This window comes from Enterobacter sp. BIDMC 30, assembly GCF_000534355.1.
Classification (GTDB): domain Bacteria; phylum Pseudomonadota; class Gammaproteobacteria; order Enterobacterales; family Enterobacteriaceae; genus Enterobacter; species Enterobacter ludwigii.
In genome coordinates, this window is record NZ_KI973169.1 from 695,866 (window position 1) to 712,975 (window position 17,110).

At 50.6% G+C, this 17,110-nt stretch carries 32 protein-coding genes; 29 read left to right on the forward strand and 3 right to left on the reverse strand.

All coding sequences use genetic code 11. The annotated features are described in order from the left end of the window. Positions 1-6: 6 nt before the first annotated feature. The 29 genes from rplD to L466_RS18825 all read left to right on the forward strand — a co-directional run bounded on the left by rplD (position 7) and on the right by L466_RS18825 (position 13,852). Complete coding sequence (gene rplD / locus L466_RS18955) at positions 7-612, forward strand: 50S ribosomal protein L4 (RefSeq protein WP_000424395.1); 606 nt, start codon at positions 7-9, stop codon at positions 610-612. Next, on the forward strand, positions 609-911 hold the full coding sequence (gene rplW, locus L466_RS18950; RefSeq protein WP_000617546.1) for a 50S ribosomal protein L23: 303 nt from the start codon (positions 609-611) through the stop codon (positions 909-911). The genes rplD and rplW overlap by 4 nt, the downstream gene beginning before the upstream one ends. A gap of 17 nt (positions 912-928) precedes the next feature. Then, positions 929-1,750 carry a 50S ribosomal protein L2 gene (gene rplB / locus L466_RS18945; RefSeq protein WP_000301859.1) on the forward strand — a complete coding sequence of 274 codons (822 nt, stop codon included), beginning with the start codon at positions 929-931 and terminating at the stop codon, positions 1,748-1,750. Between the two features lie 16 nt (positions 1,751-1,766). Beyond that, positions 1,767-2,045, forward strand: a complete 279-nt coding sequence (gene rpsS, locus L466_RS18940) for a 30S ribosomal protein S19 (RefSeq protein ID WP_001138117.1) — start codon at positions 1,767-1,769, stop codon at positions 2,043-2,045. Positions 2,046-2,059: 14 nt separating this feature from the next. Next, on the forward strand, positions 2,060-2,392 hold the full coding sequence (rplV, locus tag L466_RS18935) for a 50S ribosomal protein L22 (RefSeq protein ID WP_002919773.1): 333 nt from the start codon (positions 2,060-2,062) through the stop codon (positions 2,390-2,392). A gap of 17 nt (positions 2,393-2,409) precedes the next feature. Next, positions 2,410-3,111 (forward strand): 30S ribosomal protein S3, encoded by a 702-nt coding sequence (rpsC, locus tag L466_RS18930; RefSeq protein WP_000529945.1) that lies wholly within the window; start codon positions 2,410-2,412, stop codon positions 3,109-3,111. Positions 3,112-3,123: 12 nt separating this feature from the next. Beyond that, positions 3,124-3,534, forward strand: a complete 411-nt coding sequence (gene rplP / locus L466_RS18925; RefSeq protein WP_002919759.1) for a 50S ribosomal protein L16 — start codon at positions 3,124-3,126, stop codon at positions 3,532-3,534. Then, on the forward strand, positions 3,534-3,725 hold the full coding sequence (gene rpmC, locus L466_RS18920; protein ID WP_003863282.1) for a 50S ribosomal protein L29: 192 nt from the start codon (positions 3,534-3,536) through the stop codon (positions 3,723-3,725). Before rplP ends, rpmC begins: the two co-directional genes overlap by 1 nt. Continuing rightward, positions 3,725-3,979: a 30S ribosomal protein S17 gene (gene rpsQ, locus L466_RS18915; RefSeq protein WP_008503489.1), complete on the forward strand. Its 255-nt coding sequence runs from the start codon at positions 3,725-3,727 to the stop codon at positions 3,977-3,979. Before rpmC ends, rpsQ begins: the two co-directional genes overlap by 1 nt. Positions 3,980-4,145: 166 nt before the next feature. Beyond that, entirely contained in the window at positions 4,146-4,517 is a 372-nt protein-coding gene (gene rplN, locus L466_RS18910) for a 50S ribosomal protein L14 (protein ID WP_002919748.1), read from the forward strand. A 10-nt stretch (positions 4,518-4,527) separates the two neighbouring features. After that, complete coding sequence (rplX, locus tag L466_RS18905; protein WP_000729185.1) at positions 4,528-4,842, forward strand: 50S ribosomal protein L24; 315 nt, start codon at positions 4,528-4,530, stop codon at positions 4,840-4,842. Positions 4,843-4,856: 14 nt separating this feature from the next. Next, the gene (gene rplE / locus L466_RS18900) at positions 4,857-5,396 is read left to right on the forward strand and encodes a 50S ribosomal protein L5 (RefSeq protein WP_001096206.1); all 540 of its coding nucleotides are present in this window, start codon (positions 4,857-4,859) and stop codon (positions 5,394-5,396) included. Between the two features lie 14 nt (positions 5,397-5,410). Further along, positions 5,411-5,716 (forward strand): 30S ribosomal protein S14, encoded by a 306-nt coding sequence (gene rpsN / locus L466_RS18895; protein WP_003863291.1) that lies wholly within the window; start codon positions 5,411-5,413, stop codon positions 5,714-5,716. A gap of 30 nt (positions 5,717-5,746) precedes the next feature. Next, complete coding sequence (gene rpsH, locus L466_RS18890) at positions 5,747-6,139, forward strand: 30S ribosomal protein S8 (RefSeq protein WP_006178918.1); 393 nt, start codon at positions 5,747-5,749, stop codon at positions 6,137-6,139. A 12-nt stretch (positions 6,140-6,151) separates the two neighbouring features. Then, a complete protein-coding gene (gene rplF, locus L466_RS18885; protein WP_003863296.1) occupies positions 6,152-6,685 on the forward strand; it encodes a 50S ribosomal protein L6 in 534 nt (177 codons plus the stop codon). A gap of 9 nt (positions 6,686-6,694) precedes the next feature. Further along, complete coding sequence (gene rplR / locus L466_RS18880; RefSeq protein ID WP_013099023.1) at positions 6,695-7,048, forward strand: 50S ribosomal protein L18; 354 nt, start codon at positions 6,695-6,697, stop codon at positions 7,046-7,048. A 14-nt stretch (positions 7,049-7,062) separates the two neighbouring features. After that, on the forward strand, positions 7,063-7,563 hold the full coding sequence (rpsE, locus tag L466_RS18875; protein WP_003863299.1) for a 30S ribosomal protein S5: 501 nt from the start codon (positions 7,063-7,065) through the stop codon (positions 7,561-7,563). Positions 7,564-7,569: 6 nt separating this feature from the next. Beyond that, positions 7,570-7,749 (forward strand): 50S ribosomal protein L30, encoded by a 180-nt coding sequence (gene rpmD, locus L466_RS18870; RefSeq protein ID WP_003863301.1) that lies wholly within the window; start codon positions 7,570-7,572, stop codon positions 7,747-7,749. 3 nt (positions 7,750-7,752) lie between these two features. Continuing rightward, positions 7,753-8,187 (forward strand): 50S ribosomal protein L15, encoded by a 435-nt coding sequence (gene rplO / locus L466_RS18865; protein ID WP_003863304.1) that lies wholly within the window; start codon positions 7,753-7,755, stop codon positions 8,185-8,187. Positions 8,188-8,194: 7 nt separating this feature from the next. After that, entirely contained in the window at positions 8,195-9,526 is a 1,332-nt protein-coding gene (gene secY, locus L466_RS18860; RefSeq protein WP_014171896.1) for a preprotein translocase subunit SecY, read from the forward strand. 31 nt (positions 9,527-9,557) lie between these two features. Then, positions 9,558-9,674: a 50S ribosomal protein L36 gene (gene rpmJ / locus L466_RS0122260; RefSeq protein ID WP_000868187.1), complete on the forward strand. Its 117-nt coding sequence runs from the start codon at positions 9,558-9,560 to the stop codon at positions 9,672-9,674. A 146-nt stretch (positions 9,675-9,820) separates the two neighbouring features. Beyond that, positions 9,821-10,177 (forward strand): 30S ribosomal protein S13, encoded by a 357-nt coding sequence (gene rpsM, locus L466_RS18855; protein ID WP_003863308.1) that lies wholly within the window; start codon positions 9,821-9,823, stop codon positions 10,175-10,177. A gap of 16 nt (positions 10,178-10,193) precedes the next feature. Next, a complete protein-coding gene (gene rpsK, locus L466_RS0122265; protein ID WP_003863312.1) occupies positions 10,194-10,583 on the forward strand; it encodes a 30S ribosomal protein S11 in 390 nt (129 codons plus the stop codon). 32 nt (positions 10,584-10,615) lie between these two features. Further along, a complete protein-coding gene (rpsD, locus tag L466_RS18850) occupies positions 10,616-11,236 on the forward strand; it encodes a 30S ribosomal protein S4 (protein WP_004868345.1) in 621 nt (206 codons plus the stop codon). A gap of 25 nt (positions 11,237-11,261) precedes the next feature. Beyond that, positions 11,262-12,251: a DNA-directed RNA polymerase subunit alpha gene (gene rpoA / locus L466_RS18845; protein ID WP_002919219.1), complete on the forward strand. Its 990-nt coding sequence runs from the start codon at positions 11,262-11,264 to the stop codon at positions 12,249-12,251. A 40-nt stretch (positions 12,252-12,291) separates the two neighbouring features. Then, a complete protein-coding gene (rplQ, locus tag L466_RS18840; protein WP_001216372.1) occupies positions 12,292-12,678 on the forward strand; it encodes a 50S ribosomal protein L17 in 387 nt (128 codons plus the stop codon). Positions 12,679-12,785: 107 nt separating this feature from the next. Further along, positions 12,786-13,154 (forward strand): DnaJ family domain-containing protein, encoded by a 369-nt coding sequence (locus L466_RS18835; protein ID WP_032680164.1) that lies wholly within the window; start codon positions 12,786-12,788, stop codon positions 13,152-13,154. A gap of 2 nt (positions 13,155-13,156) precedes the next feature. Further along, complete coding sequence (gene zntR / locus L466_RS18830; RefSeq protein ID WP_032680165.1) at positions 13,157-13,579, forward strand: Zn(2+)-responsive transcriptional regulator; 423 nt, start codon at positions 13,157-13,159, stop codon at positions 13,577-13,579. A 57-nt stretch (positions 13,580-13,636) separates the two neighbouring features. Further along, entirely contained in the window at positions 13,637-13,852 is a 216-nt protein-coding gene (locus L466_RS18825) for an alternative ribosome-rescue factor A (protein ID WP_032680166.1), read from the forward strand. On the opposite strand, the gene mscL is transcribed toward L466_RS18825, so the two are convergent. The 3 genes from mscL to rsmB all read right to left on the reverse strand — a co-directional run bounded on the left by mscL (position 13,853) and on the right by rsmB (position 17,098). Then, the gene (gene mscL, locus L466_RS18820) at positions 13,853-14,266 is read right to left on the reverse strand and encodes a large-conductance mechanosensitive channel protein MscL (RefSeq protein ID WP_014171892.1); all 414 of its coding nucleotides are present in this window, start codon (positions 14,264-14,266) and stop codon (positions 13,853-13,855) included. Positions 14,267-14,412: 146 nt separating this feature from the next. Continuing rightward, on the reverse strand, positions 14,413-15,789 hold the full coding sequence (gene trkA, locus L466_RS18815; protein WP_014171891.1) for a Trk system potassium transporter TrkA: 1,377 nt from the start codon (positions 15,787-15,789) through the stop codon (positions 14,413-14,415). 22 nt (positions 15,790-15,811) lie between these two features. Next, positions 15,812-17,098, reverse strand: coding sequence for a 16S rRNA (cytosine(967)-C(5))-methyltransferase RsmB (rsmB, locus tag L466_RS18810; protein ID WP_032680167.1), 1,287 nt, complete (start codon positions 17,096-17,098; stop codon positions 15,812-15,814). Between the last annotated feature and the right edge of the window lie 12 nt (positions 17,099-17,110).

Below are 17,110 nucleotides of genomic sequence, written 5' to 3' on the forward strand. Positions count from 1 at the left end.
ATAGCAATGGAATTAGTATTGAAAGACGCGCAGAGCGCGCTGACTGTTTCCGAAACTACCTTCGGTCGTGATTTCAACGAAGCGCTGGTTCACCAGGTTGTTGTTGCTTATGCAGCTGGTGCTCGTCAGGGTACTCGTGCTCAGAAGACTCGTGCTGAAGTAACTGGTTCTGGCAAAAAGCCATGGCGCCAGAAAGGTACCGGCCGTGCGCGTTCAGGTTCTATCAAGAGCCCGATCTGGCGTTCAGGTGGCGTGACCTTCGCTGCGCGTCCACAGGACCACAGTCAAAAAGTTAACAAAAAGATGTACCGCGGCGCGCTGAAAAGCATTCTGTCCGAACTGGTACGTCAGGATCGTCTGATCGTTGTCGAGAAGTTCTCTGTAGAAGCGCCTAAAACTAAGCTGCTGGCACAGAAACTGAAAGACATGGCTCTGGAAGATGTGCTGATCATCACCGGTGAGCTGGACGAGAACCTGTTCCTGGCCGCACGTAACCTGCACAAGGTTGACGTACGCGATGCGACTGGTATCGACCCGGTTAGCCTGATCGCCTTCGACAAAGTCGTAATGACTGCTGATGCTGTTAAGCAAGTTGAGGAGATGCTGGCATGATTCGTGAAGAACGTCTGCTGAAGGTGCTTCGCGCACCGCACGTTTCTGAAAAAGCGTCTACTGCGATGGAAAAAACAAACACCATCGTTCTCAAAGTTGCTAAAGACGCGACCAAAGCAGAGATCAAAGCTGCTGTGCAGAAACTGTTTGAAGTCGAAGTCGAAGTCGTTAACACCCTGGTTGTTAAAGGGAAAGTTAAACGTCACGGACAGCGTATCGGTCGTCGTAGCGACTGGAAAAAAGCTTACGTCACCCTTAAAGAAGGCCAGAACCTGGACTTCGTTGGCGGCGCTGAGTAAGTCGGAGGAGTAATACAATGGCAGTTGTTAAATGTAAACCGACATCTCCGGGTCGTCGCCACGTAGTTAAAGTGGTTAACCCTGAGCTGCACAAGGGCAAACCTTTTGCTCCGTTGCTGGAAAAAAACAGCAAATCCGGTGGTCGTAACAACAATGGCCGTATCACCACTCGTCACATCGGTGGTGGCCACAAGCAGGCTTATCGTATTGTTGACTTCAAACGCAACAAAGACGGTATCCCAGCAGTTGTTGAACGTCTTGAGTACGATCCGAACCGTTCCGCGAACATCGCGCTGGTTCTGTACAAAGACGGTGAACGCCGTTACATCCTGGCCCCTAAAGGCCTGAAAGCTGGCGACCAGATTCAGTCTGGCGTTGATGCTGCAATCAAAGCAGGCAACACCCTGCCGATGCGCAATATCCCGGTTGGTTCTACCGTTCATAACGTAGAAATGAAACCAGGTAAAGGCGGTCAGCTGGCGCGTTCCGCGGGTACTTACGTTCAGATCGTTGCTCGTGACGGTGCTTATGTCACCCTGCGTCTGCGTTCTGGTGAAATGCGTAAAGTCGAAGCAGATTGCCGCGCTACTCTGGGCGAAGTTGGCAATGCTGAGCATATGCTGCGCGTTCTGGGTAAAGCTGGTGCTGCACGCTGGCGTGGTGTTCGTCCTACCGTTCGCGGTACTGCGATGAACCCAGTAGACCACCCACATGGTGGTGGTGAAGGTCGTAACTTTGGTAAGCACCCGGTAACTCCGTGGGGCGTTCAGACCAAAGGTAAGAAGACCCGCAGCAACAAGCGTACTGATAAATTTATCGTACGTCGCCGTAGCAAATAATTTTAGAGGATAAGCCATGCCACGTTCTCTCAAGAAAGGTCCTTTTATTGACCTGCACTTGCTGAAGAAGGTAGAGAAAGCGGTGGAAAGCGGAGACAAGAAGCCCCTGCGCACTTGGTCCCGTCGTTCAACGATCTTTCCTAACATGATCGGTTTGACCATCGCTGTCCATAATGGTCGTCAGCACGTTCCAGTCTTTGTTACCGACGAAATGGTTGGTCACAAACTGGGTGAATTCGCACCGACTCGTACTTATCGCGGCCACGCTGCTGATAAAAAAGCGAAGAAGAAATAAGGTAGGAGGAAGAGATGGAAACTTTAGCTCAACATCGCCATGCTCGTTCTTCTGCTCAGAAGGTTCGCCTTGTTGCTGACCTGATTCGCGGTAAGAAAGTGTCGCAGGCCCTGGACATCCTGACCTATACCAACAAGAAAGCTGCGGTATTGGTCAAGAAAGTACTGGAATCTGCCATTGCTAACGCTGAACACAACGATGGCGCTGACATCGACGATCTGAAAGTCGCGAAAATTTTCGTAGATGAAGGCCCAAGCATGAAGCGCATTATGCCGCGTGCGAAAGGTCGTGCAGATCGCATCCTGAAGCGCACCAGCCACATTACTGTGGTTGTGTCCGATCGCTGAGACTCTGGAGACTAGCAATGGGTCAGAAAGTACATCCTAATGGTATTCGCCTGGGTATTGTAAAACCATGGAACTCTACCTGGTTTGCGAACACCAAAGAATTCGCTGACAACCTGGACAGCGATTTTAAAGTACGTCAGTACCTGACTAAGGAACTGGCTAAAGCGTCTGTATCTCGTATCGTTATCGAGCGTCCAGCTAAGAGCATTCGTGTAACCATTCACACTGCTCGTCCTGGCATCGTTATCGGTAAGAAAGGCGAAGACGTAGAAAAACTGCGCAAGGTCGTAGCGGATATCGCTGGCGTTCCTGCACAGATCAATATCGCTGAAGTTCGTAAGCCTGAACTGGACGCTAAATTGGTTGCTGACAGCATCACTTCACAGCTGGAACGTCGTGTTATGTTCCGTCGTGCTATGAAGCGTGCAGTACAGAACGCAATGCGTCTGGGCGCTAAGGGTATCAAAGTTGAAGTTAGCGGCCGTCTGGGCGGCGCGGAAATCGCACGTACCGAATGGTACCGCGAAGGTCGCGTACCGCTGCACACTCTGCGTGCTGACATCGACTACAACACCTCTGAAGCGCACACCACTTACGGTGTAATCGGCGTTAAGGTATGGATCTTCAAAGGTGAGATCCTGGGTGGTATGGCTGCTGTTGAACAACCGGAAAAACCGGCTGCTCAACCTAAAAAGCAGCAGCGTAAAGGCCGTAAATAAGGAGCGTCGCTGATGTTACAACCAAAGCGTACAAAATTCCGTAAAGTGCACAAAGGCCGCAACCGTGGTCTGGCGCAGGGTACGGATGTTAGCTTCGGCACTTTCGGTCTGAAAGCTGTTGGCCGTGGTCGTCTGACTGCACGTCAGATCGAAGCAGCACGTCGTGCAATGACCCGTGCAGTTAAGCGTCAAGGTAAGATCTGGATCCGTGTATTCCCGGACAAACCGATCACCGAGAAGCCGCTGGAAGTTCGTATGGGTAAAGGTAAAGGTAACGTGGAGTACTGGGTTGCCTTGATCCAACCGGGCAAAGTCCTTTATGAAATGGACGGCGTTCCGGAAGAGCTGGCCCGTGAAGCCTTCGGCCTGGCAGCAGCGAAACTGCCTATCAAAACCACCTTTGTAACTAAGACGGTGATGTAATGAAAGCAAAAGAGCTGCGTGAAAAAAGCGTTGAAGAGCTGAACGCTGAGCTGCTGAACCTGCTGCGTGAGCAGTTCAACCTGCGTATGCAGGCTGCAAGTGGCCAGCTGCAACAGACTCACCTGCTGAAGCAAGTGCGTCGCAATGTTGCGCGCGTTAAGACTTTACTGACTCAGAAGGCGGGTGCGTAATGACCGATAAAATCCGTACTCTGCAAGGTCGTGTTGTTAGCGACAAAATGGAGAAATCCATCGTTGTAGCTATCGAACGTATTGTGAAACACCCGATCTACGGTAAATTCATCAAACGTACGACCAAACTGCACGTACATGACGAGAACAACGAATGTGGTATCGGCGACAAGGTTGAAATCCGTGAATGCCGTCCACTGTCCAAGACTAAGTCCTGGACGCTGGTTCGCGTTGTAGAGAAAGCGGTTCTGTAATAGAGTACGCATTCTCAATACGAATAAACGGCTCAGCGATGAGCCGTTTATTTTTTCTACCCATATTGTAGAAGCGGTGTTATAATGCCGCGCCCTCGATATGGGGCTTTTTAACGGCTCTGATTTTAGAGTCTCAGGTAGTAGTTGACATTAGCGGAGCACTAAAATGATCCAAGAACAGACTATGCTGAACGTCGCCGACAACTCCGGTGCACGTCGCGTAATGTGTATCAAGGTTCTGGGTGGCTCGCACCGTCGCTACGCAGGCGTAGGCGACATCATCAAGATCACCATCAAAGAAGCAATTCCACGTGGTAAGGTCAAAAAAGGTGATGTGCTGAAAGCGGTAGTGGTGCGCACCAAGAAGGGTGTTCGTCGCCCTGACGGTTCTGTCATTCGCTTCGATGGTAATGCATGCGTTATTTTGAACAATAACAGTGAGCAGCCAATCGGCACGCGTATCTTTGGGCCGGTAACTCGTGAACTTCGTACTGAAAAGTTCATGAAAATTATCTCTCTGGCACCAGAAGTACTCTAAGGAGCGAATCATGGCAGCGAAAATCCGTCGTGATGACGAAGTTATCGTGTTAACCGGTAAAGATAAAGGTAAACGCGGTAAAGTAAAAAATGTCCTGTCTTCCGGCAAGGTCATTGTTGAAGGTATCAACCTGGTTAAGAAACATCAGAAGCCGGTTCCGGCCCTGAACCAACCAGGCGGCATCGTTGAAAAAGAAGCTGCTATTCAGGTTTCTAACGTTGCAATCTTCAATGCGGCAACCGGCAAGGCTGACCGTGTAGGCTTTAGATTCGAAGACGGGAAAAAAGTCCGTTTCTTCAAGTCTAACAGCGAAACTATCAAGTAATTTGGAGTAGTACGATGGCGAAACTGCATGATTACTACAAAGACGAAGTAGTTAACAAACTCATGACTGAGTTTAACTACAATTCTGTCATGCAAGTCCCTCGGGTCGAGAAGATCACCCTGAACATGGGTGTTGGTGAAGCGATCGCTGACAAGAAACTGCTGGATAACGCAGCAGCTGACCTGACAGCAATCTCCGGTCAAAAACCGCTGATCACCAAAGCACGCAAATCTGTTGCAGGCTTCAAAATCCGTCAGGGCTATCCGATCGGCTGTAAAGTAACTCTGCGTGGCGAACGCATGTGGGAGTTCTTTGAGCGCCTGATCACTATTGCTGTACCACGTATCCGTGACTTCCGTGGCTTGTCCGCTAAGTCTTTCGACGGTCGTGGTAACTACAGCATGGGTGTCCGTGAGCAGATCATCTTCCCAGAGATCGACTACGATAAAGTCGACCGCGTGCGTGGTTTGGATATTACCATTACCACTACTGCGAAATCTGATGAAGAAGGCCGTGCTCTGCTGGCTGCCTTTGACTTCCCGTTCCGCAAGTAAGGTAGGGTTACTGAATGGCTAAGCAATCAATGAAAGCACGCGAAGTAAAACGCGTAGCTTTAGCTGATAAATTCTTCGCTAAACGCGCTGAACTGAAAGCGATCATTTCTGATGTGAACGCTTCCGACGAAGATCGTTGGAATGCGGTTCTCAAGCTGCAGTCTCTGCCGCGTGATTCCAGCCCGTCTCGTCAGCGTAACCGCTGTCGTCAAACAGGTCGTCCACATGGTTATGTGGGCAAGTTTGGGTTGAGCCGTATCAAACTGCGTGAAGCCGCCATGCGCGGTGAAGTACCAGGCTTGAAAAAGGCTAGCTGGTAATTACCAATTGAATCACGGGAGTAAAGACAGATGAGCATGCAAGATCCGATCGCGGATATGCTGACCCGTATCCGTAACGGTCAGGCCGCGAACAAAGTTGCGGTCACCATGCCTTCCGCCAAGCTGAAAGTGGCAATTGCCAACGTGCTGAAGGAAGAAGGTTTTATCGAAGATTTTAAAGTTGAAGGCGACACCAAGCCGGAACTGGAACTTACTCTCAAGTATTTCCAGGGTAAAGCTGTTGTAGAAAGCATTCAGCGTGTCAGCCGCCCAGGTCTGCGCATCTATAAGAAAAAAGATGAGCTGCCTAAAGTTATGGCTGGTCTTGGTATCGCAGTTGTTTCTACCTCTAAAGGTGTTATGACTGATCGTGCAGCGCGCCAGGCTGGTCTTGGTGGCGAAATTATCTGCTACGTAGCCTAATCGGAGGAAAGAATGTCTCGTGTTGCTAAAGCACCGGTCGTTATTCCTGCCGGCGTTGATGTAAAAATCGACGGTCAGGTTATTACGATCAAAGGTAAAAACGGCGAGCTGACTCGTACCCTCAACAAAGCTGTTGAAGTTAAACATGCAGATAACGCTCTGACCTTCGGTCCACGTGATGGTTTCGTGGATGGATGGGCTCAGGCTGGTACCGCGCGTGCCCTGCTGAACTCAATGGTTGTTGGTGTTACCGAAGGCTTCACTAAAAAGCTTCAACTGGTTGGTGTAGGTTATCGTGCAGCTATCAAAGGGAATGCAGTAGGCCTGTCTCTGGGCTTCTCACACCCTGTTGAGCATCCGCTGCCGGCCGGTATCACTGCAGAATGTCCGACCCAGACTGAAATCGTGCTGAAAGGCGCTGATAAACAGCTGATCGGCCAGGTTGCAGCAGATCTGCGCGCCTACCGTCGTCCTGAGCCTTATAAAGGCAAGGGTGTTCGTTACGCCGACGAAGTCGTGCGTACCAAAGAGGCTAAGAAGAAGTAAGGTAACACTATGGATAAGAAATCTGCTCGTATCCGTCGTGCGACCCGCGCACGCCGCAAGCTCAAAGAGCTGGGTGCAACTCGCCTGGTGGTACATCGTACCCCGCGTCATATTTACGCACAGGTCATTGCACCAAACGGTTCTGAAGTTCTGGTAGCTGCTTCTACTGTAGAAAAAGCTATTGCAGAGCAATTGAAGTACACCGGTAACAAAGACGCCGCTGCAGCTGTAGGTAAAGCTGTTGCAGAACGCGCTCTGGAAAAAGGCATCAGCAATGTTTCCTTTGACCGTTCCGGGTTCCAATATCATGGTCGTGTCCAGGCACTGGCAGATGCTGCCCGTGAAGCTGGCCTTCAGTTCTAAGGTAGAGGTGTAAGATGGCTCACATCGAAAAACAGGCTGGCGAACTGCAGGAAAAGCTGATCGCGGTTAACCGCGTATCTAAAACCGTTAAAGGTGGTCGTATTTTCTCCTTCACAGCTCTGACTGTAGTTGGCGATGGTAACGGTCGCGTTGGTTTTGGTTACGGTAAAGCGCGTGAAGTTCCAGCAGCGATCCAGAAAGCGATGGAAAAAGCCCGTCGCAATATGATTAACGTCGCGCTGAACAACGGTACCCTGCAGCACCCAGTTAAAGGTGTTCACACGGGTTCTCGTGTATTCATGCAGCCAGCTTCAGAAGGTACCGGTATCATCGCCGGTGGTGCAATGCGCGCCGTTCTGGAAGTTGCTGGGGTTCATAACGTTCTGGCTAAAGCATACGGTTCCACCAACCCGATTAACGTGGTTCGTGCAACTATTGATGGCCTGGAAAATATGAATTCTCCAGAAATGGTCGCTGCCAAGCGTGGTAAATCCGTTGAAGAAATTCTGGGGTAATTGACCATGGCAAAGACTATTAAAATCACTCAAACCCGCAGTGCAATCGGTCGTCTGCCGAAACACAAGGCAACGCTGCTTGGCCTGGGTCTGCGTCGTATTGGTCATACCGTTGAGCGTGAGGATACTCCCGCTGTTCGTGGTATGGTCAACGCGGTTTACTTCATGGTTAAAGTTGAGGAGTAAGAGATGCGTTTAAATACTCTGTCTCCGGCCGAAGGCTCTAAAAAGGCGGGTAAACGCCTGGGTCGTGGTATCGGTTCTGGCCTCGGCAAAACCGGTGGTCGTGGTCACAAAGGTCAGAACTCTCGTTCTGGCGGTGGCGTACGTCGCGGTTTCGAGGGTGGCCAGATGCCACTGTACCGTCGTCTGCCGAAGTTCGGCTTCACTTCTCGCAAAGCAGCGATTACAGCGGAAATCCGTCTGTCTGACCTGGCGAAAGTTGAAGGCGGCGTTGTAGACCTGAACACGCTGAAAGCGGCAAACATTATCGGTATCCAGATCGAGTTCGCGAAAGTGATCCTGGCTGGTGAAGTTTCTACTCCGGTAACTGTTCGTGGCCTGCGTGTTACTAAAGGTGCTCGTGCTGCTATCGAAGCCGCTGGCGGTAAAATTGAGGAATAAGTAGCAGATGGCTAAGCAACCGGGATTAGATTTTCAAAGTGCCAAAGGTGGATTTGGCGAGCTGAAACGCAGACTGCTGTTTGTTATCGGCGCGCTGATTGTGTTCCGTGTTGGCTCTTTTATTCCGATCCCTGGTATCGATGCCGCTGTACTTGCCAAACTGCTTGAGCAACAGCGAGGCACCATCATTGAAATGTTTAACATGTTCTCTGGTGGTGCTCTCAGCCGTGCTTCTATCTTCGCTCTGGGTATCATGCCGTATATTTCGGCATCGATTATTATCCAGCTGCTGACGGTCGTTCATCCGGCCCTGGCAGAACTGAAGAAAGAAGGGGAGTCTGGACGTCGTAAGATAAGCCAGTACACCCGTTACGGCACTCTGGTGCTGGCAATATTCCAGTCGATCGGTATTGCTACCGGTCTTCCGAATATGCCTGGTATGCAGGGCCTGGTATTAAACCCAGGCTTTGCATTCTATTTCACCGCTGTTGTAAGTCTGGTCACAGGAACAATGTTCCTGATGTGGCTCGGCGAACAGATTACTGAGCGTGGTATCGGTAACGGTATCTCAATCATTATCTTCGCTGGTATTGTTGCGGGTCTCCCGCCAGCCATTGCCCACACTATCGAGCAAGCGCGTCAAGGCGACCTGCACTTCCTCCTGTTGCTGTTGGTTGCAGTATTAGTATTTGCAGTGACGTTCTTTGTTGTCTTCGTTGAACGTGGTCAACGCCGCATTGTGGTGAACTACGCTAAGCGTCAACAAGGTCGTCGTGTCTATGCTGCACAGAGCACACATTTACCGCTGAAAGTGAACATGGCGGGGGTTATCCCGGCGATCTTCGCTTCCAGTATTATTCTGTTCCCGGCAACCATCGCGTCATGGTTCGGGGGCGGTACTGGTTGGAACTGGCTGACAACAATTTCGCTGTATTTGCAGCCTGGGCAACCACTTTATGTGTTACTCTATGCGTCTGCGATCATCTTCTTCTGTTTCTTCTACACGGCGTTGGTTTTCAACCCGCGTGAAACAGCAGATAACCTGAAGAAGTCCGGTGCATTTGTACCAGGAATTCGTCCGGGAGAGCAAACGGCGAAGTATATCGATAAAGTAATGACTCGCCTGACTTTGGTTGGTGCGCTTTATATTACTTTTATCTGCCTGATCCCGGAGTTCATGCGTGATGCAATGAAGGTACCGTTCTACTTCGGTGGGACCTCACTGCTTATCGTTGTTGTCGTGATTATGGACTTTATGGCTCAAGTGCAAACTCTGATGATGTCCAGTCAGTATGAGTCTGCATTGAAGAAGGCGAACCTTAAAGGCTACGGCCGCTAAATGGTCGCCTGAGAAGTTACGGAGAGTAAAAATGAAAGTTCGTGCTTCCGTCAAGAAATTATGCCGTAACTGCAAAATCGTTAAGCGTGATGGTGTCATCCGTGTGATTTGCAGTGCCGAGCCGAAGCATAAACAGCGCCAAGGCTGATTATTTCGCATATTTTTCTTGCAAAGTTGGGTTGAGCTGGCTAGATTAGCCAGCCAATCTTTTGTATGTCTGTACGTTTCCATTTGAGTATCCTGAAAACGGGCTTTTCAGCATGGTGCGTACATATTAAATAGTAGGAGTGCATAGTGGCCCGTATAGCAGGCATTAACATTCCTGATCAGAAACATGCTGTGATCGCATTAACTTCGATCTATGGCGTCGGCAAGACCCGTTCCAAAGCCATTCTGGCTGCAGCGGGTATCGCTGAAGATGTTAAGATCAGTGAGCTGTCTGAAGAACAAATCGACACGCTGCGTGACGAAGTTGCCAAATTTGTCGTTGAAGGTGATCTGCGCCGTGAAATCAGCATGAGCATCAAGCGCCTGATGGATCTTGGTTGCTATCGCGGTTTGCGTCATCGTCGTGGTCTGCCAGTGCGCGGTCAGCGTACTAAGACCAACGCACGTACCCGTAAGGGTCCGCGCAAACCGATCAAGAAATAATCGGGGTGATTGAATAATGGCAAAGGCACCAGTTCGTGCACGTAAACGTGTAAGAAAACAAGTCTCTGACGGCGTGGCTCATATCCATGCTTCTTTCAACAACACCATCGTTACTATTACTGATCGTCAGGGTAACGCTTTGGGTTGGGCAACAGCCGGTGGTTCCGGTTTCCGTGGTTCTCGCAAATCCACTCCGTTTGCAGCTCAGGTTGCAGCAGAGCGTTGCGCAGAAGCCGTAAAAGAATACGGCATCAAGAATCTGGAAGTTATGGTTAAAGGTCCGGGTCCGGGTCGTGAATCTACTGTTCGCGCTCTGAACGCCGCTGGTTTCCGCATCACGAATATTACTGATGTGACTCCGATCCCTCATAACGGTTGTCGTCCGCCGAAAAAACGTCGCGTATAACGCTCGTTTTTTAGGTTAGTTGGAGATAGAAAATGGCAAGATATTTGGGTCCTAAGCTCAAGCTGAGCCGTCGTGAGGGCACCGACTTATTCCTTAAGTCTGGCGTTCGCGCGATCGATACCAAGTGTAAAATTGAACAAGCTCCTGGCCAGCACGGTGCGCGTAAACCGCGTCTGTCTGACTATGGTGTGCAGTTGCGTGAAAAGCAAAAAGTTCGCCGTATGTACGGTGTGCTGGAGCGTCAGTTCCGTAACTACTATAAAGAAGCAGCACGTCTGAAAGGCAACACAGGTGAAAACCTGCTGGCTCTGCTGGAAGGTCGTCTGGACAACGTTGTTTACCGTATGGGCTTCGGCGCGACTCGTGCTGAATCACGCCAGTTGGTTAGCCATAAAGCAATCATGGTAAACGGTCGTGTTGTTAACATCGCTTCTTATCAGGTTAAAGCGAATGACGTTGTTAGCATTCGTGAGAAAGCGAAAAAGCAATCTCGCGTGAAAGCCGCTCTGGAGCTGGCTGAGCAGCGTGAAAAGCCAACCTGGCTGGAAGTTGATGCTGGCAAGATGGAAGGTACGTTCAAGCGTCAGCCAGAACGTTCTGATCTGTCTGCGGACATTAACGAACACCTGATCGTCGAGCTTTACTCCAAGTAAAGCTTAGTACCAAAGAGAGGACACAATGCAGGGTTCTGTGACAGAGTTTCTAAAACCGCGCCTGGTAGATATCGAGCAAGTGAGTTCGACGCACGCCAAGGTGACCCTTGAGCCTTTAGAGCGTGGCTTTGGCCATACTCTGGGTAACGCACTGCGCCGTATTCTGCTCTCATCGATGCCGGGTTGCGCGGTGACCGAGGTTGAGATTGATGGTGTACTTCATGAGTACAGCACCAAAGAAGGCGTTCAGGAAGATATCCTTGAAATCCTGCTCAACCTGAAAGGGCTGGCGGTGAGAGTTCAGGGTAAAGATGAAGTTATTCTTACTCTGAATAAATCTGGCATTGGCCCTGTGACTGCAGCCGACATCACCCACGACGGTGATGTTGAAATCGTCAAGCCGCAGCACGTGATCTGCCACCTGACCGATGAGAACGCAGCGATTAGCATGCGTATCAAAGTTCAGCGCGGTCGTGGTTATGTGCCGGCTTCTGCCCGAATTCATTCGGAAGAAGATGAGCGCCCAATCGGCCGTCTGCTGGTCGACGCATGCTACAGCCCTGTAGAGCGTATTGCCTACAATGTTGAAGCAGCGCGTGTAGAACAGCGTACCGACCTGGACAAGCTGGTCATCGAAATGGAAACCAACGGCACAATCGATCCTGAAGAGGCGATTCGTCGTGCGGCAACCATCCTGGCAGAACAACTGGAAGCTTTCGTTGACTTACGTGATGTTCGTCAGCCGGAAGTGAAAGAAGAGAAACCAGAATTCGATCCGATCCTGCTGCGCCCTGTTGACGATCTCGAATTGACTGTCCGCTCTGCTAACTGCCTCAAGGCAGAAGCTATCCACTATATCGGTGATCTGGTACAGCGTACCGAGGTTGAGTTGCTGAAAACGCCGAACCTGGGTAAAAAATCTCTTACCGAGATTAAAGACGTGCTGGCTTCACGTGGTCTGTCTCTGGGCATGCGCCTGGAAAACTGGCCACCAGCAAGCATTGCTGACGAGTAACCGGATCACAGGTTAAGGTTTTACTGAGAAGGATAAGGTCATGCGCCATCGTAAGAGTGGTCGTCAACTGAACCGCAACAGCAGCCATCGCCAGGCTATGTTCCGCAACATGGCAGGTTCACTGGTTCGTCATGAAATCATCAAGACGACCCTGCCTAAAGCGAAAGAGCTGCGTCGCGTAGTTGAGCCGCTGATTACTCTTGCCAAGACTGACAGCGTTGCAAATCGTCGTCTGGCATTCGCCCGTACTCGTGATAACGAGATCGTGGCAAAACTGTTTAACGAACTGGGTCCGCGTTTCGCGAGCCGTGCCGGTGGTTACACTCGTATTCTGAAGTGTGGCTTCCGTGCAGGCGACAACGCTCCGATGGCTTACATCGAGCTGGTTGATCGTTCAGAATCTAAAGCAGAAGCTGCTGCAGAGTAATCTGTAGTAACGTAAAAAAACCCGCCTCGGCGGGTTTTTTTATATCCGCTGAATCCCCACTTCTCTACAATATCTGTATCTTTTCTGTTCATCCTCTGGAGTTATTCATGTGGTTGCTCGACCAGTGGGCAGAACGCCATATCAGCGATGCTCAGCGAAAAGGCGAATTTGATAACCTTGCGGGACGCGGCGAGCCGTTAGTGCTTGATGATGATTCGCATGTTGCCCCTGAATTACGGGCCGGATATCGCTTACTCAAAAATGCCGGTTGTTTACCACCGGAACTGGAGCAGCGTAAAGAGGCCATGCAACTGGCTGACCTGCTGAAAGGGATTCGCAAGGATGATCCCCGCCACCGTGAAATTAGCCGTCGACTGGCTCTCATCGAACTCAAAATGCGTCAGGCCGGAATGAGCACAGACTTTTTGCACGGTGAGTACAGTGACAGGCTAATGCAGAAAATAAATGAGGAATAACCATGTACCGTATCGGTGAACTTGCCAGGCTTGCTAACGTAACGCCGGACACTATCCGCTATTACGAAAAGCAGCAGATGATTGATCACGAGGTTCGTACTGAAGGTGGATTTCGACTCTATACCGATCATGACCTGCAGCGCTTACGGTTTATCCGCTACGCTCGCCAGCTCGGTTTCACGCTGGACTCGATCCGCGAGTTACTTTCGATCCGCATCGATCCTGAACACCATACTTGCCTGGAGTCGAAGAGCATCGTACAGGCAAGGCTTGATGAAGTTGAAGCGCGTATACAGGAACTGCAGACCATGCAGCGTTCTCTGCAACGGTTGAATGACGCCTGCTGCGGTACAGCTCATAGCAGTATTTATTGTTCAATTCTTGAAGCCCTTGAACAGGGGGCCAGTGGAACCCAGGGCTGTTGATTTTTACTTCAGCCGGGACTAGACTCCCGTCGACATACACCATGCTCAGGAGAAATTATGAGCCGCTATCAGCATACGAAAGGGCAAATTCAGGACAATGCCATTGAGGCACTGCTCCACGACCCGCTTTTCAGGCAGCGTATTGAGAAGAATAAAAAAGGAAAAGGGAGTTATTTACGAAAAGGGAAACATGCAAAACGGGGTAACTGGGAGGCCAGTGGCAAGCAAGCGAATCGCTTTTTTACCACTGGCCTTCCTTTTTTCAACGCCTGATTAAGAGCGGTTATTTTGCTCTTTCAACAGATCGCGAATTTCAGTCAATAACACTTCTTCTTTTGTCGGGGCAGGCGGCGCAGCCGGCTCTTCAGCCTTTTTACGGTTAAGCTTATTGATAAGCTTGATAGCCATAAAAATGGCGAACGCCACGATCACGAAATCAAATATGTTTTGAATGAAAACGCCATAATGCATAACAACGGCAGGGACATCCCCCTGTGCATCCCGAAGCGTCACGGCAAACTGTTTAAAATCAATGCCCCCGATTAACAGCCCGAGGGGAGGCATAATAATGTCGGCTACCAGTGATGAAACGATCTTACCGAACGCTGCACCGATAATGACACCCACTGCCAGATCCACCACATTCCCGCGCATCGCAAATTCGCGAAATTCTTTAACTAAACTCATTTTCTTCTCCTTGAGCCAACTGACGATTATAAGTTTAACAAATGATTAGTTAATTTCCATTGGGGATAATTAATCGTTATGAAAAATAAAAGGCATGGGAATAAGAGGGTTAATAATCAGGTGCTCTTTTATAAGCACCTGATTGATTACAGGAAGAATGGACTTGGCTGGAATAAACGTTCGACGTCGGTAATAAACTTTTTATCGGTAAGGAACATAATGACGTGGTCGCCTTGCTCGATACGTAAATTATCATTCGCAATCATCACGTCGTTTCCACGCACCACGGCACCAATAATTGTTCCCGGTGGCAGTTTAATTTCATCGATAGCGCGGCCCACAACGCGTGATGTGGTTTCATCACCATGAGCAACGGCCTCAATGGCTTCAGCCACACCGCGGCGAAGGGAGGATACGCCAACAATATCCGCCTTACGAACATGGCTCAGCAGTGCAGAAATGGTTGCTTGCTGTGGTGATATCGCGATATCAATAACGCTTCCCTGCACGAGGTCAACGTAGGCGCGGCGTTGAATAAGCACCATGACCTTTTTTGCCCCCATACGCTTGGCGAGCATGGCGGACATAATGTTCGCCTCGTCGTCGTTAGTGACGGCAATAAACAGATCAACTTGATCAATATGCTCTTCTGCCAGCAGCTCTTGATCTGAGGCATCGCCATAAAACACGATGGTGTTTTGCAGCTTTTCAGCCAGCTCAGCCGCGCGCTGTTGATCGCGCTCGATCAGCTTCACGCTGTAGTCTTTTTCCAGCCGGTGCGCCAGTCCCGCGCCGATATTACCACCGCCAACGAGCATAATGCGTTTATACGGTTTTTCGAGACGCTGCAGTTCGCTCATTACCGCGCGAATATGCTGAGATGCCGCGATGAAGAAGACTTCATCACCTGCCTCGACTATGGTTGAACCCTGTGGGCGAATTGGCCTGTCATGGCGGAAAATGGCTGCAACGCGGGTATCAATATGCGGCATATGCTCACGCATGGTGGAGAGCGCATTACCGATCAATGGGCCGCCGTAATAGGCCTTAACGACCGCCAGGCTCACTTTACCTTCGGCGAAGTTCACCACCTGCAGCGCACCAGGATATTCGATCAGGCGGTAGATATTGTCGATAACCAGCTGTTCTGGGGCGATGAGATGGTCGATAGGGACCGCTTCGGAATTAAACAGCTTCTCTGCATCCCGGACATAGTCCGGGGAGCGGATGCGCGCGATCCGGTTCGGCGTGTTGAACAGCGAATAGGCCACCTGACATGCCACCATGTTGGTTTCGTCAGAACTGGTCACCGCAACCAGCATGTCAGCATCGTCGGCGCCCGCTTCACGCAGGACACGCGGGTGCGAGCCATGACCTTGCACGACGCGAAGGTCAAATTTGTCCTGTAAAACACGTAGCCGATCGCCATTGGTATCGACAATCGTGATGTCATTATTTTCGCCAACAAGGTTTTCAGCCAACGTCCCACCAACCTGTCCGGCACCCAGAATGATTATCTTCATATCTCGTGACCTGTTCTCAACATCACTCTTTGATTAGCTTAGCGTAAAAGAAGCCATCACCTTCTTCAGCGGCCGGCAGATTCTGCAGGCCTGGGCGTTCAGGCGTGCCCGTGTCGTGTAGCACTGCATCCGGGGTACGTTTAAGGAAGGCTGCAATCTGCTGGCTGTTTTCTTCCGGAAGGACCGAACAGGTCGCATAGACCAGTGTGCCTCCTGGCTTCAGGTGCGGCCAAATGGCATCAAGAATGTCGGATTGCAGTTGAGTCAGTTCCTTGATATCGCGATCGCGACGTAACCACTTAATATCCGGGTGGCGACGAATAACGCCGGTTGCCGAGCAGGGAGCATCCAGCAAGATGCGATCGAATTGCGTTTCACCACACCATTCTGCGGGTTTGCGGCCATCGCCTTGCTTAACCTGCGCTTTCATTCCCAGGCGCTTAAGGTTGTCATAGACGCGTGAAAGACGCTGCTCATCGATATCCACGGCCATGACGTTTGCCTGAGGGGCCACTTCCAGAATATGCGTCGTCTTACCGCCTGGCGCGGCGCAGAGATCGAGGATGTGCTCGCCGTTTTTAGGTTCCAGCCAGGCCATGCAGCCCTGCGCGGAAGCATCTTGTACGGTCACCCATCCTTCATCAAAACCGGGTAAAGCATGTACCGGAGCAGGGGAAGCTAAACGCACAGCGTCAGGATATGCTTCATGTGTGAAGCCGCTCATTCCAGCCTCTTCCAGTAAAGCCAGCCAGGCGTCGCGCGTATGGTGATTACGGTTGACGCGTAACCACATCGGCGGACGCTGATTATTCGCGTCGGCAATTGCCTGCCACTGCTCTGGCCAGGCTTTTTTAAGGCGATTCAGGAGCCACTCAGGATGCAGATAACGTGCTTCACTTTGTCCGAACTCAGCCAGAAGCTCTTCCTGCTGTCGCTGGAACTGGCGCAGAACGCCATTAATCAACCCTTTCAGCATAGGACGTTTAATCACAACGGCACCTTCCACTGTCTCAGCCAGTGCGGCATGAGGCGGGATACGCGTGTGAAGAAGCTGATAGAAGCCAACCATAATCAAATAATGCACGGTGCGCTGCTTGCCGGTCATTGGACGTGACATCAGCTTATTAACCAGCCACTCGAGCTGAGAAAGCGTGCGCAGGACGCCAAAACAGAGCTCCTGAAGCAGAGCTTTGTCTTTGTCGGACACTTTTTGCTGCAAAGCTGGCAGGATATTGCTCAATGACTGGCCCTGCTCGACAACCTGCTCAACGGCCTGAGCCGCCATACTGCGTAAATTTTGTTTTTTCATAACCGTAAAAAT

Bases quoted from the DNA above. Each gene is read 5' to 3' on its own strand.
- rplD (WP_000424395.1), top strand. From the start codon at position 7: ATGGAATTAGTATTGAAAGACGCGCAGAGCGCGCTGACTGTTTCCGAA.
- rplW (WP_000617546.1), top strand. From the start codon at position 609: ATGATTCGTGAAGAACGTCTGCTGAAGGTGCTTCGCGCACCGCACGTT.
- rplB (WP_000301859.1), top strand. From the start codon at position 929: ATGGCAGTTGTTAAATGTAAACCGACATCTCCGGGTCGTCGCCACGTA.
- rpsS (WP_001138117.1), top strand. From the start codon at position 1,767: ATGCCACGTTCTCTCAAGAAAGGTCCTTTTATTGACCTGCACTTGCTG.
- rplV (WP_002919773.1), top strand. From the start codon at position 2,060: ATGGAAACTTTAGCTCAACATCGCCATGCTCGTTCTTCTGCTCAGAAG.
- rpsC (WP_000529945.1), top strand. From the start codon at position 2,410: ATGGGTCAGAAAGTACATCCTAATGGTATTCGCCTGGGTATTGTAAAA.
- rplP (WP_002919759.1), top strand. From the start codon at position 3,124: ATGTTACAACCAAAGCGTACAAAATTCCGTAAAGTGCACAAAGGCCGC.
- rpmC (WP_003863282.1), top strand. From the start codon at position 3,534: ATGAAAGCAAAAGAGCTGCGTGAAAAAAGCGTTGAAGAGCTGAACGCT.
- rpsQ (WP_008503489.1), top strand. From the start codon at position 3,725: ATGACCGATAAAATCCGTACTCTGCAAGGTCGTGTTGTTAGCGACAAA.
- rplN (WP_002919748.1), top strand. From the start codon at position 4,146: ATGATCCAAGAACAGACTATGCTGAACGTCGCCGACAACTCCGGTGCA.
- rplX (WP_000729185.1), top strand. From the start codon at position 4,528: ATGGCAGCGAAAATCCGTCGTGATGACGAAGTTATCGTGTTAACCGGT.
- rplE (WP_001096206.1), top strand. From the start codon at position 4,857: ATGGCGAAACTGCATGATTACTACAAAGACGAAGTAGTTAACAAACTC.
- rpsN (WP_003863291.1), top strand. From the start codon at position 5,411: ATGGCTAAGCAATCAATGAAAGCACGCGAAGTAAAACGCGTAGCTTTA.
- rpsH (WP_006178918.1), top strand. From the start codon at position 5,747: ATGAGCATGCAAGATCCGATCGCGGATATGCTGACCCGTATCCGTAAC.
- rplF (WP_003863296.1), top strand. From the start codon at position 6,152: ATGTCTCGTGTTGCTAAAGCACCGGTCGTTATTCCTGCCGGCGTTGAT.
- rplR (WP_013099023.1), top strand. From the start codon at position 6,695: ATGGATAAGAAATCTGCTCGTATCCGTCGTGCGACCCGCGCACGCCGC.
- rpsE (WP_003863299.1), top strand. From the start codon at position 7,063: ATGGCTCACATCGAAAAACAGGCTGGCGAACTGCAGGAAAAGCTGATC.
- rpmD (WP_003863301.1), top strand. From the start codon at position 7,570: ATGGCAAAGACTATTAAAATCACTCAAACCCGCAGTGCAATCGGTCGT.
- rplO (WP_003863304.1), top strand. From the start codon at position 7,753: ATGCGTTTAAATACTCTGTCTCCGGCCGAAGGCTCTAAAAAGGCGGGT.
- secY (WP_014171896.1), top strand. From the start codon at position 8,195: ATGGCTAAGCAACCGGGATTAGATTTTCAAAGTGCCAAAGGTGGATTT.
- rpmJ (WP_000868187.1), top strand. From the start codon at position 9,558: ATGAAAGTTCGTGCTTCCGTCAAGAAATTATGCCGTAACTGCAAAATC.
- rpsK (WP_003863312.1), top strand. From the start codon at position 10,194: ATGGCAAAGGCACCAGTTCGTGCACGTAAACGTGTAAGAAAACAAGTC.
- rpsD (WP_004868345.1), top strand. From the start codon at position 10,616: ATGGCAAGATATTTGGGTCCTAAGCTCAAGCTGAGCCGTCGTGAGGGC.
- rpoA (WP_002919219.1), top strand. From the start codon at position 11,262: ATGCAGGGTTCTGTGACAGAGTTTCTAAAACCGCGCCTGGTAGATATC.
- rplQ (WP_001216372.1), top strand. From the start codon at position 12,292: ATGCGCCATCGTAAGAGTGGTCGTCAACTGAACCGCAACAGCAGCCAT.
- L466_RS18835 (WP_032680164.1), top strand. From the start codon at position 12,786: ATGTGGTTGCTCGACCAGTGGGCAGAACGCCATATCAGCGATGCTCAG.
- zntR (WP_032680165.1), top strand. From the start codon at position 13,157: ATGTACCGTATCGGTGAACTTGCCAGGCTTGCTAACGTAACGCCGGAC.
- L466_RS18825 (WP_032680166.1), top strand. From the start codon at position 13,637: ATGAGCCGCTATCAGCATACGAAAGGGCAAATTCAGGACAATGCCATT.
- mscL (WP_014171892.1), bottom strand. From the start codon at position 14,266: ATGAGTTTAGTTAAAGAATTTCGCGAATTTGCGATGCGCGGGAATGTG.
- trkA (WP_014171891.1), bottom strand. From the start codon at position 15,789: ATGAAGATAATCATTCTGGGTGCCGGACAGGTTGGTGGGACGTTGGCT.
- rsmB (WP_032680167.1), bottom strand. From the start codon at position 17,098: ATGAAAAAACAAAATTTACGCAGTATGGCGGCTCAGGCCGTTGAGCAG.